The sequence below is a fragment of the Halomonas sp. ANAO-440 genome (genome assembly GCF_019915905.1).
Taxonomy (GTDB): domain Bacteria; phylum Pseudomonadota; class Gammaproteobacteria; order Pseudomonadales; family Halomonadaceae; genus Halomonas; species Halomonas chromatireducens.
In genome coordinates this window covers 31980-45862 of the sequence record NZ_JAHXBV010000002.1, presented here as the reverse complement: position 1 = coordinate 45862, position 13883 = coordinate 31980, and the positions used below count along the sequence as shown (strand labels likewise).

Below are 13883 nucleotides of genomic sequence, written 5' to 3'. Positions count from 1 at the left end.
ATGATGAAGCAATGGTACAAGAGCGGCGCCCCCTGGATCTGGCTGAATGCCGGCGCTGTCGCGATCTCCGTGATCATGGTGCTTGGCTTGATCGGTCTGATCGCCGTGCGCGGTCTCAGCCACTTCTGGCCGGCCGAGATCGTCGAGTTCCAGGTCGGTGATCCGGAGCTGGGCCTTGGCCAGATGGTCATGGGGGAGCACGTGCGCTCCCAGACCATTCCGGTTCAGGTGGCGCGGGATGCCGGCATCGCCGTGCCGCCGGAACTGGGCGAGGGCGACCTGGTGACGCGTCACCTGATCAAGCAGGGCAATCGCGACGTCACAGGGCGCGACTTTGCCTGGTATCCCGAACTGCAGATGAGCGAATGGCAGACGCCCCCCGATGCCATGGTGCTGGAGCGACGCGAATGGGGTGACTTCTTCGGCTACCCGCTGCGCCTCCTCGAAGATGGCGAGGTGGTCGCCGAAGGCGAGGGGCTGTGGGACGAACTGCAGGCGCGGATTGACCGCGGCAATGAGCTGTTCCGCGAGATACGCCGTATCGAGCGCCGCGACGTTGGCGTCATCAGCGAGCGCATGGAGGAGTTGCGCCTCCAGCAGCGCGGCCTGCAGCGCGATCCAGATATCGATCCGGACACGCTCGCCGACGCGCTGGACCGGATCGAGAGCGAGGGCGCCTCGCTGCAGGCGGAGTTCGAGGTCCTGCGTGAAGAGCTCGAGGTGCTGCGCCAGGCCAGCCGCCGCGACGTGCTGGTGGCCAGCGTGGCCGGCGGTGAAGAGGTCGAGGTCAGCGTCGGCGAGATCGTTCGCGCGGTGCAGCCCAACAGCATGTCGTTGGGTGCCAAGGCGGCGGCCTATGTGCAGCAGTTCTGGGCCTTCGTCAGCGGTGAGCCCCGCGAGGCGAATACCGCCGGCGGCATCTTCCCGGCGATCTTCGGCACCGTGACCATGGTGCTGCTGATGTCGCTGATCGTCAGCCCCTTCGGCGTACTGGCGGCCATCTACCTGCGCGAGTACGCCAAGCAGGGGCCGCTGCTCAAGCTGATCCGGATCTCGGTCTACAACCTCGCCGGGGTGCCGTCGATCGTCTATGGGGTGTTCGGCCTGGGCTTCTTCGTCTACACCCTGGGCGGCTCCATCGATGAACTGTTCTACGCCGACCGCTTACCGTCGCCGACCTTCGGTTCGCCGGCGCTGATCTGGGCTTCGCTGACCCTGGCGCTGCTGACCCTGCCGGTGGTCATCGTCTCCACCGAGGAGGGCCTGGCGCGGATTCCCTCCTCGGTGCGCCAGGGCAGCCTGGCGCTGGGGGCGACCAAGTCCGAGACGCTGTGGAAGGTGGTGGTGCCGCTGGCCACGCCGGCGATGATGACCGGCATGATCCTGGCGATTGCCCGAGCGGCGGGGGAGGTGGCGCCGCTGATGCTGGTGGGGGTGGTCAAGCTGGCGCCGACGCTGCCGGTGGATGGCAGCTTCCCCTTCGTGCACCTGGACCGCCAGATCATGCACCTCGGCTTCCATATCTACGACGTCGGCTTCCAGAGCCCCAACGTCGAGGCCGCGCGGCCGCTGGTCTACGCCACGGCGCTGGTGCTGGTGATCCTGATCATCGTGCTCAACATGACCGCCATCAGCATCCGTAACCGGCTGCGCGAACGCTACCGCGCCGCGTCCGATTGACGCCAACCCGACTGCATGGCGGCGGCCTGGGCCGTCGCCACGATACTTAAGAGGCGAGAGATGACTACCATGACGTCAGCCATGACCACCGCCAGCCATCGTGACGCCATGCGCGGCATGGGCAAGACCACTTTCAAGGTGCGCGACCTCAACCTGTTCTACGGCAAGGACCAGGCGCTCAAGGGCATCGACCTGGATATCCCGGCCAACAAGGTGACCGCCTTTATCGGCCCCTCCGGCTGTGGCAAGTCGACCCTGCTGCGCTGCTTCAACCGCATGAACGATCTGGTCGATATTTGCCGCGTCGAGGGCGATATCCTGCTCGACGGCGAGGACATCTACGCCCGCGGCGTGGATGTCGCCGAGCTGCGCCGCAAGGTGGGCATGGTGTTCCAGAAGCCCAACCCCTTCCCCAAGTCGATCTTCGAGAACGTCGCCTACGGCCTGCGCCTGCAGGGCGTCAACAGCAAGTCGGTGCTCGACGAGGTGGTAGAGCGCTCGCTGCGCGGCGCGGCGCTGTGGGACGAGGTCAAGGATCGCCTCGGCGACAACGCTTTCGGCCTCTCCGGCGGCCAGCAGCAGCGCCTGGTGATCGCCCGGGCCATCGCCATTGAGCCGGAGGTGATCCTGCTCGACGAACCGGCCTCGGCGCTGGACCCGATCTCGACGCTGAAGATCGAGGAACTGATCCACGAGCTCAAGGAGCAGTACACCATCCTCATCGTCACCCACAACATGCAGCAGGCGGCCAGGGTCTCCGACTACACCGCCTTCATGTACCTCGGCGATCTGGTTGAGTTCGGCGAGACCAACACCATCTTCACCGAGCCCGAGAAGAAGCAGACCGAGGATTACATCACCGGACGCTATGGATGATGCCGGCACCCACCGTCGTCACTTCCACCGGGTCGCCGGGTGCGATAGCGCTGTCATCGAAATGACATGATATCGTGCTGTTATCGTCATCGACCCGCTACTGAGCTAGAGGCCCCGAATGACAGCCAAGACCGTTCTGATCGTCGATGATGAAGCGCCGATCCGCGAAATGATTGCCGTGGCCCTGGAAATGGCCGACTACCGGGTGCTCGAGGCCGACAACGCCCAGACCGCCCACGCCATGGTCGTCGACCACCAGCCCGACCTGCTGCTGCTCGACTGGATGATGCCCGGCACCAGCGGGATCGAACTGGCCCGTCGCCTCAAGCGCGAGACCACCACCAGCGAGCTGCCGATCATCCTGCTCACCGCCAAGGGCGAGGAGGACAACAAGATCCTGGGGCTCGAGGCCGGCGCCGACGACTACATCACCAAGCCCTTCTCGCCGCGGGAACTGGTGGCCCGGCTCAAGGCCGTGCTGCGCCGCTCCACCCCGAAGGGGGTGGAAGACCTTGTCGAGGTCGAGGGGCTCGAGCTCGACCCGGTCAGCCACCGGGTCAGCGCCAACGGCAAGTCGCTGGAAATAGGACCCACCGAGTACCGCCTGCTGCAGTTCTTCATGACCCACCAGGAGCGAGCCTATACCCGCGGCCAGCTGCTGGACCAGGTGTGGGGCGGCAATGTCTATGTCGAGGAGCGCACCGTGGACGTGCATATCCGTCGCCTGCGCAAGGCCCTGGGCGATGACCACCAGCATCTGATCCAGACCGTGCGTGGCACCGGCTACCGTTTTTCCATCAAGGTCTGACATGCGCCTATGGAGCCATGAAATCTGGCGGCTAGGGCTGTTGGCCGGGGCCGGCGGCCTGATCGGCTGGTTCTTCTCGGCCTTCGGGCTCGGCCTTGCCGCCGGCATGGGCGTCTACCTCTACCGCCACCTGCGCCGGCTTCGCGCCCTTCACCGCTGGCTCACCCGCAACCCCCAGGCCGAGCCACCCGCCGCCAATGGCCTGTGGGGGGAGCTGTTCGATCGGCTCTACCGCTATCAGAAAGGCCAGCGCCATACCCAGGAGCGGCTACGTACCACGCTCAAGCGCATCCAGGAGTCCTCCGAAGCCATGCGCGACAGCGTGGTGATGCTCGACCAGCATGGCGACCTGGAGTGGTGGAACGGCGCCGCCGACCGCATGCTGGGCCTGCGCACCCACCAGGATCGCGGCCAGCACATCACCAACCTGGTGCGCGATCCGCGCTTCGTCGCCTACTTCAATGCCCGCGACTACCGTGACCCCCTGACGCTGCCCTCGCCCATCGACGAGCGGATGGTCCTGCAGATCCAGATCACCCTCTACGGTGACGACGAGCGCCTGTTGATGGCGCGGGACATCACGCGCCTGCATCGCCTGGAGCAGATGCGGCGCGACTTCGTCGCCAACGTCTCTCACGAACTGAGGACCCCGCTGACCGTGCTGGCCGGCTATCTCGAGACCTACGCCGACAACGCCGACCAGCTGCCACCCCGCCTTGCCCGCAGCCTCGCCCAGATGCAGGGGCAGACCACGCGCATGCAGAGCCTGGTCAACGACCTGCTGCTGCTGTCACGTCTGGAGCTCGAGCAGAGCGGTGACGACCACGCGCCGCTGGACATGAGCGAGCTGCTCGAGAGCGTCCGCCACGATGCCGCAGCGCTCGCCAACGGCCAGCAGCAGATCTCGGTGGAAATCGACGAGCAGCGGCCGCTGCTCGGCAGCGAACAGGAGATTCGCAGTGCGGTATCGAACCTGGCCTACAACGCCGTGCGCTACACCCCGGCAGGCAGCCAGATCGTCCTGCGCTGGAAGGCGTGCGGCCCAGGTGCCTGTATCGAGGTAGAAGACAACGGCGACGGCATCGACCCGGAGCATGTGCCCCGGCTCACCGAGCGCTTCTACCGGGTCGACAAGGGCAGAAGCACTGCCACCGGCGGCACCGGCCTGGGGCTGGCCATCGTCAAGCATGTGCTGCTGCGCCACGACGCGACCCTGGAGATCGATACGCGCCCCGGCCAGGGGGCGCTGTTCCGCTGCGTCTTTCCCGAAGGGCGGCTGGTCTCACGGCGCCTCAACCACGACGCTTGAGCGCATCCTCATCGATCTGGTCCGGGTCCATGTGGCGAATATCCAGCCCCTTGACCAGGTAGATGACGTACTCCGCCAGGTTGTCGGCATGATCACCGACCCGCTCCAGGGCACGCAGTATCCACATCACGCTTAGCACCGGACCGATGGCGCGGTTGTCCTCCATCATGAAGGTCATCAGCGAGCGCATGGCGCTGCCGTATTCGTCGTCCACCGCCTCGTCCTCCCGCACCACCTGCAGCGCCAGCTCGGTATCGAAACGGGCGAAGGCCGTCAGCGCATCGCGCAGCATCTTGCGCACGTGCTCGCTGATGTGGCGCACTTCCACCAGTCCGCGCACGGTGGTGCCGCTCTCGATCAGGCTCAGGGCGTTGCGGGCGATCTTGCTCGCTTCGTCGCCGATACGCTCCAGGTCCGCCGTGGCACGGATCACCGCCAGTACCAGGCGCAGGTCCGACGCCGCCGGCTGCCGGCGCGCCAGCACCCGGGTACACTCGTCGTCGATCTTGAGCTGCATGTCGTTGACCTGGCGATCTCTGTCGCGGACCTTCTCGGCCAGCCGGCTGTCGCCCTCGAGCAGGGCCCTGACCGCCTCCAGGACCTGGTTCTCGACCAGCCCCCCCATGGTCATCAGGTGGGTCTTGAGCTCCTCCAGCTCCTGATTGAACTGCCGGGAGATATGCTGGCTATGGGTGTCGCTGGTGATGTCCATGTGACTCTCCTGGTGACCGTCAGGCCATGCGGCCGGTGATGTAGTTTTCGGTGCGCGCCAGGCGCGGGTTGGTGAACAGGCTGGCCGTGGGGGCGTACTCCACCAGTTCACCGTCGTGGAGGAAGGCGGTGTAGTCCGAAACCCGCGCCGCCTGCTGCATGTTGTGGGTGACCAGCACCAGGGTCAGCTGCGACTTCAGGCTGCGAATCAGCTCCTCGATCTTCAGCGTCGAGATCGGGTCCAGCGCCGAGGCCGGTTCGTCGAGCAGCAGAACCTCGGGGCGAACGGCCAGGGTCCTGGCAATCACCAGGCGCTGCTGCTGGCCGATGGAGAGCGACCAGGCCGAGGCACGCAGGCGATCCTTCACCTCATCCCAGAGCGCCGCCGCCTCCAACGCCCACTCGACGATGTCGTTCATCCGCCGCCGCGTCAGGCCCCCCTGCAGGCGGAGTCCGAAAGCCACGTTCTCGTAGATCGACATGGGAAACGGGTTGGGAGCCTGGAATACCATCCCCACCCGGCGCCGCAGCTCGTCCACCGCCACCTCGGGTGCATGGATCTCCTGTCCCTCCAGGCGGATGCTGCCCTGCCGACTCACCGCCTCGTTGAGGTCGTGGAGCCGGTTCAGGGCCCGCAGCAGGGTCGACTTGCCGCAGCCGGAGGGTCCGATGAAGGCCGTGACCCGGTGCCGCGGCACCCGCAGGGTCAGGTCGCGAAGCGCCGGCTTGCCACCGTAGGCCAGGCTCAACCCCTCGACATCGAGACAGCTGACATCGGGGGCAAAGTCGATGATCGGCCCCGCTGTGTTGGAGCGACCCGATTCCAGACGACTGGCATCCGATCGCTGGCTTGGCTGTGAGAGCGGCAGTTCGGACATCGCTTGGCTCTATCCTCCGTCAGTGGCGCGACAGCGCACCGTGACGCGCCCTGAAATAATGGCGCAGAAATATTGCAGTCAGGTTAAGCACCACCACCACCAGCACCAGCAGCAGCGCGGTGGCATAGACCACCGGCATGGCCGCCTGGATATCGTCGCCGTGGAACGCGGTATCGTAGACGTGATAGCCCAGGTGCATGAACTTGCGATCAAGATGCAGGAAGGGGAATTCGCCGTCCACCGGCACCTGTGGCGCCAGCTTGGCGACACCCACCAGCATCAGCGGCGCCACTTCGCCGGCGGCACGGGCGACGGCCAGGATCACGCCGGTCAGCATGGCGGGTACGGCCATGGGCAGCACCACCCGGGTCAGCATCTCAAGACGCGTGGCGCCCAGCGCCAGCGCCCCCTCCCGCTGATGCTCGGGAATCCGGACCAGCCCCTCTTCGGTGGCCACGATCACCACCGGCAGTGTCAGCAGCGCCAGGGTCAGCGAGGCCCACAGCAGCCCCCCGGTGCCGAAGGTGGGCGACGGCAGCTCGTCGCTGAAGAACCACTCATCGAGAGAGCCGCCAATCCCGTAGACGAAGACCCCGAGACCAAACACGCCATAGACGATGGAGGGCACGCCGGCCAGGTTGCGTACCGCGATGCGTACCCAGTTCGTCAGGCGCCCCTGGTGGGCCACCTCGTTGAGGTAGACCGCCGCCAGCACGCCGAAAGGCGTGACCAGCAGTGACATCAGCATCACCATCAGCACGGTACCGAAGATTGCCGGCCATACGCCGCCGGCGGTATTCGCCGCCCGCGGCCCCTCGGAAAGAAAGCGCCACACGCCCCGCGACCAGGCGCCGATCTTTTCCGGCAGCGGCATGGCATTGGGCCGCCAGGCCCTGAGCACCTCGTCCAGGGTCAGGAGCAGTCGCCGGCCATCGACGCTCTCCAGCACGACCACATCCCTCCGCATGCTCTCCTGAAGCTCACGAACCCGCTCGTTGGTCTCGGCCAGCCTGCGCTGCGTCGCCCTATCGCCGGGGTCCTTCTCGAGCCGGCGCATCAGCGGCTGGATCACGCCGTGCTGGAGGTCATCGCGCTCGCCACGCAGCGCATCTACCGCGGCCAGGCGCGCCTGGAGCGCGGCCCAGGCCGCTTCGCCGCCTTCGGCTGTCCGAGCCCCTGTCTGCCCCGCGGGTCGCACCTCGACCAGGCGACCGATGAAGTCACCATGGCGCAGACGTTCCATGACCACAAGCTCACGGGGGCGGTCGCTTTCGACGATGCGGTCGACTTCCACCCACTGCCAGACATGGCCGTCGAGATCGCGATTGCCGGTAAAGTAGAGCCGCTCCTGGCCCCCGCTTGCGCCATCCGCTACCGGCAGCGGAAGTTCGCGCACCGCACGGCCCGCGAACACCTGGCCATCGTCGAGTTCCACCAGCGACACGGATGCCGGCCAGAAGTATGCGAGGCCGCGCACCGCGATCAGCGTCAGCAGTCCTCCGAGCAGCAGCAGCGACAGGGCCACGCTGCCGGCGGCCAGCCAGGCCCAGGCCCCCTCGCCCCGTGGCAGCCGGGCGCGCGCCGTCACCGAGGCCGGACTCATGACAGGTCTCCCAGCCGACGATAGCGGCGCCGCAGCCGGCTGCGCACCACCTCGGCCATGGTATTGACCAGGAAGGTGAACAGGAACAGCAGCAGTGCCGCCAGGATCAGCAGCCGGTAGCTATCGCTGCCCGGTACCGCCTCGGGCAATTCGATGGCGATGCCCGCCGCCATGGAGCGCATCCCCTCCAGCGGACTGAGGCTCATCAGCGCGGTATTACCGCTGGCCATCAGGACGATCATTGTCTCGCCCACGGCTCGGCCCGCGCCGATCATCACGGCGGCGAAAACGCCAGGCGCCGCCGCCGGCAGCACCACCTTCCACAGGGTCTGCCACCGGGTTGCCCCCATGGCCTGGGCGCCCTCGCCCAGGCTGCTCGGCACCCCCGACAGGGCGTCTTCCGCCAGGGCGTAGACACTGGGCATCACCGCAAAGCCCATGGCCAGGCCAACGATCAGGGCATTACGACTGGCATAGTCGATGCCCAGCTCGGCATCCAGCCAGCCGCGAAGGTCACCGGCGAAGAGCCGTGCCTCCAGCCAGGGGGCCAGTTCCAGCGCAGCCAGCCCCAGCATGGCCAGCCAGGGCGCCAGCCATAGCCCGGCCCAGGCTAGCGGCAGTCGCTGGCGCAGTGCAGGGCTCAGCCATCGCCAGGCACCACCCGCTATCAGGATGCCCAGCGGCATCACCAGCAGCAGGGCGAAGGCCCCGGCCAGGTGGCGCTCCACCCAGGGGGCCAGCACCAGGCCCGCCACGAAGCCGATGACCACCCCGGGCAGGGCTTCCATCAGCTCCAGTGTGGGCTTGATCCGGCTGCGCAGCCGTGGAGACATATACACGGAGGAATGAATGGCCGCCCCCAGCGCCATGGGGACGGCGAATACCAGCGCCCAGAAGGCCGCCTTCAAGGTCCCCCAGGCCAGCGGCGACAGCGACAGGGTGATCTGCTCCTGGCCAAGTGCGCCGCTGAATAGTGACGGCACCACCTCGATTGCCAGGAAGGCGCCGATGGCCAGCACCGCCAGGATCACACCGATACCCCCCGCCGCGATCAGCCCCGTCGCCAGGCGATCGAGCAGATGGCGCCGCGGAGACCGGTGTGCAGGAGAAGCGGGAAAGGCCTTGGTCATGAGCAGGAGAATATAACGGCTTGATGACAATTGGATGACAAGCTCACGGCGCCAGGCCGAGCTCATGCCGCTGGCGCGACAGTGTTGCTTCAGGCAAGGCAACGAAGCCCAGGGACGCTACCGTCTCCTGCCCCTGCGGGGAAAGCACCAGGTCGAGAAAGGCCCGCTCCGGCGCTGGCAACACGTCACCCGGGGGGAGGTTGAGGTAGAGATAGAGCGAGCGCCCCAGCGGATAGTCACCGCGTTGCACGCTCTCGGTGTCCGGGGTATGCAGCGCTCCCTCGGCATCCACCAGGCCCAGTGCCTTGACCCCGGGGGTCAGGTGGTTGAGGCCGGCATAGCCGATGGCGTCGAGGCTCTCGGTGACCGCCGCCACTACGGCCGCCGAGCCGGGGTGCTCGTTCAGCCTACGGCGGTACTGGCCGTCGCACAGCGCACGCTGGCGGAACAGGCCATGGCTGCCCGATGCCAGGTTGCGGCCATGCAGCTCGATGCGTCGGGTGGGGAAGTCGAGGCCCAGCTGTTCCCAGCGATCAATGGCATGCTCGGCGCCACAGCGACGGGTACGCGAGAAGATCGCATCGAGCGTCTCCAGCGGGAGGACATCGAGTGGATGATGGCGATGCACCACCACCGCCAGGGCATCGCGGGCCACCTCGACCTCCAGTGGCGGATAGCCATGACGCGCCATGAACGCCTCGCGCTCCTCGTCGGTCATGGGACGCGACATGGGGCCCAGCCGGGTGGTGCCGGCGGTCAATGCGGGCGGGGCACTGGCGGAACCGCTGACCTGCAGTTGCAGGCGCACGCCGGGATAATGGTGGGTGAGCTGTTCGCCCCAGCGCAGCATAAGCCCGGCCAGGGTATCGGAGCCCACCGTACCCAGCGTTCCCATGGGCATATCGCCACGCAGCGGAGCCTGCTCCAGTGACAGAGCCTGAACCGGTAACCAGGCAAGGCCGACCAGCAGAGCCAGCAGGCCGTGCCGCCAGCGCAGAAGCCACCGCCCAGATGCTGGCCTCACTCCTCCCTATCCAGCATCAACCGGCTATGCACCCGACTCTCGAACAAGATGCCCCCTTCATTTACAAGGTTTTACTGACATAGCGCCGACCCTGCATCATCTGCCGAATGGAACCCGGCAGCTCGTCCGGGTCACCCTTGAGGATATACCCCTCGGCGCCGGCCTCGAAGGCCTGATCGACATAGCGACGCTCCCCGTGACCGGAGAGGATCGCGCACTTCATCGCCGGGTATTTCACCTTGATCGATTTGATCAGATCCAACCCATTGATTCCACCCAGGGAGAGGTCGACCAGCACCAGGTCAGGTGTCATCTCCTTGAGGCTTTCCAACGCAACCTCCCCCGACTCGACGGTCTCGCAGACCTCCAGGTCCTCCTCCTGTTCGATGAACTCTCGCAACATGTCACGCATGAAGGCGTGATCCTCGACGACAAGGACTTTTATCATGGCATCCATGCTCCCGATATAGTCAGGTTTTCGCTGTAGAAGTCCCATGGGCCTCCTGTAACCATTCCGGCCGAGCCGGTACCTTTATCAGGATAGATGTTCCCACGCCCGGCGTGGTCTCTATCTGCATGCAGCCGCCCATTAGCCGAAGGCGCTCGCGGCTGGTGACCAGCCCGAAGCCGGGGTGCGTTTGCTGCTCCGCCTCCACCATTGGCAGGTCGAATCCGCTGCCCGTATCGCTGACCCGGATGAGAATGTGCGTATTCGTCTGGTCGAGCTCGATGTGTGCCCGATGCACGTCGGAGTGTTTCTTGACGTTGAACAGCAGCTCGCGAACGATCTGGAAGAGCAGTACGCGCAGATCCTTATCGGGAGTGTGGGGCGGATGCTGTATGGTCAGATCCACCGTCAGCTCGTGGAGCTCCAGCATCTGGCGCTGCAACCATTCCAGTGCTTCGGCCAGCCCCTCGGACTTGAGGATGGGGGGGCTGAGATCGACGGTGAGCTGACGTGTGGTTTCGATGGCCTGCCGAATCCATAATAGGGTGCCCGCGACCAGCTCGGTCAACTGCTGGTGCCCTGCCTCGCTGAGTTTCTTCTGAACCAGGAGCTGCTTGATCTGCAGGCCATAGAGCAGCTGCTGCAGGTCATCATGCAGCACCTGGGACACCCTGCGCCGCTCTTCCTGCTCGGCCATGGTCAGCTTCGACGCCAGCTCGCTGTCCAGCCTGATACGCTCTTTGACCTCCACCTCCAGCGCCCGGTGGGCCTCGGACAGCTCCTCTTCGAAACGCTTGCGCTCGGTGATGTCGACGAAGGTGATCACCACGCCAGCGATCTGGTCGCTGGTGCTGCGGTAGGGGCGCACGCGGGTGAGATACCAGTTTCCTTCGATGTCCTCTACCTCGCGGTCGATCGGCTCCAACCTGGCGAGCACCTCCTGCGAGTCGCCGATGAGCTGGTCATAGCCGAGCCGGTGGGTCAGGTCCGATAGCGGCCGGCCGATGTCAGCCACGCGAATATTGAATAGCCGGCCCACCTGAGGGGTGAAACGCAGGATGTGAAGCTCAGGGTCGAGGAAGATCGTGGCGATCCCGGTAGCACTGAGCAGGTTCTGCAGGTCGTTGGAGAGCTGGCTGAGCTCTTCCACCTTGTCGCGATTTTCCTGGCTGACCGTTGTCAGCTCCTCGTTCATCGACTGCAGCTCCTCCTTGGAGGTCTCCAGCTCCTCCATGGTAGAGCGCAGCTCCTCGTTGGCCGACTGCAGCTCCTCATTGGCCGCTCTCATATCCTCCTGACCCGACTCGTAGTCTTCGATCACCGTCTGCAGGCGCTGCTTGTTGAGCTCCAGTTCCGCTTCGAGCTCCGCTGTCGATGAAGCATCCCCCGTAGCCCGCCCGGCGGCTTCTACCCTGGACTCCGTTCGCTCCTCGAAGATGACCAGAGCGAGGCCCTGCTGCCCCTGGTCCTCCTGCTCTTCAGCAGGGCGCACATGCATGATGACTTGGCGCCGCTCCCCGTCGAGACGAATTCGTATGGGCTGGGAGCGAACCGGCCTGCCCCTCTGGTTCGCCGTAGCCAGGGCTGCACGCAGCTCAAGGCGCAGCTCCTCGCGTACCAGCTTGAAGACGCTGAAGGTGGGTTCACCGCCCGGATGCACCAGAAAGCGTCCGACGTTCTCGGAAAAATGAACGACCATGCCGGCGGCATTGAGTAGAAGGCTCGGTGGTGCATAGCGTTCGACGATCTTCTGGTGCAGGGCGCCATAGGTGGCCAGAGGCTTGGTATCTGCCACCGACTGATTTTTCGCCTGGCCAGGGCGCCCCCCTGTACGGGGAAAGACCGGAAGTTTCAGGGCATGGGTGGGCACGTCTCGCTTGCGATAGACGCAATGCTGCTTGTCCTCGATATGGAACAGATCGGAGCGGCTGGTTGTCTCCGAGGCACCCAGAATCAGGTAGCCGGAGGGGTTGAGGGCATAATGGAAGACCTGGATGACATCCTGCTGCACATCGCGTTGCAGGTAGATCAACACATTGCGGCAGGTGATCAGGTCGAGCCTGGAAAAGGGGGGATCGCCCATCAGGTTGTGGGAGGCAAAGACCACCAGCTCCCGCACATCCTTGCGAACCCGAAAGCCGCCATCCTCCAAGGTGAAAAAGCGGCGTATTCGCTCGTCGGAGACGTCGATCTGGATATCGCCGGAATAGAGCCCCTCTCGCCCCATTCTGAGCGAAGGCTCATGCAGGTCGGAGGCGAAGACCTGCAGGCCAGGCGGGTTGTCGACGCGTGCCGCCTGCTCCATCAGCAGAATCGCCAGTGAATAGGCCTCCTCACCGGTGGCACAGCCAACCGTCCAGACACGAATCTGGTCCTCAGGCCCCTTGCCCTCGAACAGCTTGGGTATGACATCGTTTTCAAGCCCTTCGAAGACCTCACGGTCGCGGAAGAAGTTGGTAACGTTGATCAGGAACTCATCCGCCAGCGCTCGGACCTCATCCGGTTGCTCGCGCAGCAGCTCAAGATAAGGGCCCAGCTCCTCGACATGGTTCAGCTGCATTCGCCGCCGGATACGGCGCATCACCGTAGAGTGCTTGTAGCGGCTGAAGTCTCTGCCGGTACGGGCACGAATCTGAGTGAAAATCTGCTGCTGGAGCTGCAACTGCGCCTCATCGAAATCGTCGCTCTCATCGTCAGGCACCACGACGCGAGGCTGTGTGCGCGCATAGCGCATGATCTCGTCAGGAATTTCCGCCACCGGCAGCACCCGGTCGATGAGGCCAGTCGAGAGCGCACTCTGCGGCATGCCGTCGAACTCGGCCTCGTTGGGGTCCTGCACGATCGTCAAACCGTTGCGCCCCTTGATTTCCTTGATGCCCAGCGTGCCGTCCGATCCCGTACCGGTCAGAATGACCCCGACCGAGCGGCCATCATGGGTGGATGCCAGGGTGCGAAAGAAATGGTCGATTGCCGCACGGTCGCGGCGCGCCTCCTCCAGATCGGAGAGCCGCAGGTGGGTGTCGACGGAATTGAGATTGCGCCCCGGCGGGATGACATAGACCTGATCGGCTTCAAGGACGACGGTCTCGTTCACCTGGCGGACGGGAATCTTGCAGTAGGCCTGGAGGAGGTCGGCCAGTTGGCTCTCGTGATCCGGTGAAAGGTGCATCACGACGACGAAGGTCAACCCGGTCTTCTCCGGCACATTGGCAAAGAACGTCTTGAGCGCCGCCAGGCCCCCGGCCGATGCCCCGATGCCTACCACTGTCGGTTTTTCATCCCCATTCTTGACTGGGCCATCAGCCTGGTCCGATCCTTTCATCCAATCAATCCTCGTTCTGGGAGCACCCACAGCGATAAGTATCCTGTTGCAAATCAGCCGGCATTTCCAGCGCCAGCGGCGTCCATCATGGCGG

At 65.1% G+C, this 13883-nt stretch carries 11 protein-coding genes; 4 read left to right on the top strand and 7 right to left on the bottom strand.

Annotated features, from left to right (window positions below):
* Positions 1–3 precede the first annotated feature (3 nt).
* From pstA (KZO25_RS01185) to phoR, 4 genes are all read left to right on the top strand, one after another.
* Positions 4–1680: a phosphate ABC transporter permease PstA gene (pstA, locus tag KZO25_RS01185; protein WP_223135577.1), complete on the top strand. Its 1677-nt coding sequence runs from the start codon at positions 4–6 to the stop codon at positions 1678–1680.
* Positions 1681–1761: 81 nt separating this feature from the next.
* Positions 1762–2556, top strand: a complete 795-nt coding sequence (pstB, locus tag KZO25_RS01180; RefSeq protein WP_410505368.1) for a phosphate ABC transporter ATP-binding protein PstB — start codon at positions 1762–1764, stop codon at positions 2554–2556.
* Between the two features lie 118 nt (positions 2557–2674).
* Positions 2675–3364 (top strand): phosphate regulon transcriptional regulator PhoB, encoded by a 690-nt coding sequence (phoB, locus tag KZO25_RS01175; protein ID WP_223135575.1) that lies wholly within the window; start codon positions 2675–2677, stop codon positions 3362–3364.
* A 1-nt stretch (position 3365) separates the two neighbouring features.
* Positions 3366–4673: a phosphate regulon sensor histidine kinase PhoR gene (gene phoR, locus KZO25_RS01170; RefSeq protein WP_223135574.1), complete on the top strand. Its 1308-nt coding sequence runs from the start codon at positions 3366–3368 to the stop codon at positions 4671–4673.
* Here the strand turns inward: phoR and phoU are convergent.
* From phoU to KZO25_RS01135, 7 genes are all read right to left on the bottom strand, one after another.
* Positions 4657–5385, bottom strand: coding sequence for a phosphate signaling complex protein PhoU (gene phoU / locus KZO25_RS01165; protein WP_066451271.1), 729 nt, complete (start codon positions 5383–5385; stop codon positions 4657–4659). The genes phoR and phoU overlap by 17 nt on opposite strands.
* A gap of 19 nt (positions 5386–5404) precedes the next feature.
* Complete coding sequence (gene pstB, locus KZO25_RS01160; protein WP_223135573.1) at positions 5405–6262, bottom strand: phosphate ABC transporter ATP-binding protein PstB; 858 nt, start codon at positions 6260–6262, stop codon at positions 5405–5407.
* Positions 6263–6281: 19 nt separating this feature from the next.
* Positions 6282–7865 carry a phosphate ABC transporter permease PstA gene (gene pstA / locus KZO25_RS01155; protein WP_223135572.1) on the bottom strand — a complete coding sequence of 528 codons (1584 nt, stop codon included), beginning with the start codon at positions 7863–7865 and terminating at the stop codon, positions 6282–6284.
* Positions 7862–8995, bottom strand: coding sequence for an ABC transporter permease subunit (locus KZO25_RS01150; protein WP_223135814.1), 1134 nt, complete (start codon positions 8993–8995; stop codon positions 7862–7864). The genes pstA (KZO25_RS01155) and KZO25_RS01150 overlap by 4 nt, the downstream gene beginning before the upstream one ends.
* A 43-nt stretch (positions 8996–9038) precedes the next feature.
* The gene (locus KZO25_RS01145; RefSeq protein ID WP_316935345.1) at positions 9039–10019 is read right to left on the bottom strand and encodes a phosphate ABC transporter substrate-binding protein; all 981 of its coding nucleotides are present in this window, start codon (positions 10017–10019) and stop codon (positions 9039–9041) included.
* Positions 10020–10080: 61 nt separating this feature from the next.
* Entirely contained in the window at positions 10081–10467 is a 387-nt protein-coding gene (locus KZO25_RS01140; RefSeq protein ID WP_223135571.1) for a response regulator transcription factor, read from the bottom strand.
* Between the two features lie 22 nt (positions 10468–10489).
* Positions 10490–13789: a chemotaxis protein CheB gene (locus tag KZO25_RS01135; RefSeq protein WP_223135570.1), complete on the bottom strand. Its 3300-nt coding sequence runs from the start codon at positions 13787–13789 to the stop codon at positions 10490–10492.
* Positions 13790–13883: the final 94 nt, after the last annotated feature.

Excerpts from the sequence above, each read along its gene's own strand:
- pstA (WP_223135577.1), top strand. The coding sequence starts at position 4 with ATGAAGCAATGGTACAAGAGCGGCGCCCCCTGGATCTGGCTGAATGCC.
- pstB (WP_410505368.1), top strand. The coding sequence starts at position 1,762 with ATGACCACCGCCAGCCATCGTGACGCCATGCGCGGCATGGGCAAGACC.
- phoB (WP_223135575.1), top strand. The coding sequence starts at position 2,675 with ATGACAGCCAAGACCGTTCTGATCGTCGATGATGAAGCGCCGATCCGC.
- phoR (WP_223135574.1), top strand. The coding sequence starts at position 3,366 with ATGCGCCTATGGAGCCATGAAATCTGGCGGCTAGGGCTGTTGGCCGGG.
- phoU (WP_066451271.1), bottom strand. The coding sequence starts at position 5,385 with ATGGACATCACCAGCGACACCCATAGCCAGCATATCTCCCGGCAGTTC.
- pstB (WP_223135573.1), bottom strand. The coding sequence starts at position 6,262 with ATGTCCGAACTGCCGCTCTCACAGCCAAGCCAGCGATCGGATGCCAGT.
- pstA (WP_223135572.1), bottom strand. The coding sequence starts at position 7,865 with ATGAGTCCGGCCTCGGTGACGGCGCGCGCCCGGCTGCCACGGGGCGAG.
- KZO25_RS01150 (WP_223135814.1), bottom strand. The coding sequence starts at position 8,995 with ATGACCAAGGCCTTTCCCGCTTCTCCTGCACACCGGTCTCCGCGGCGC.
- KZO25_RS01140 (WP_223135571.1), bottom strand. The coding sequence starts at position 10,467 with ATGATAAAAGTCCTTGTCGTCGAGGATCACGCCTTCATGCGTGACATG.
- KZO25_RS01135 (WP_223135570.1), bottom strand. The coding sequence starts at position 13,789 with ATGAAAGGATCGGACCAGGCTGATGGCCCAGTCAAGAATGGGGATGAA.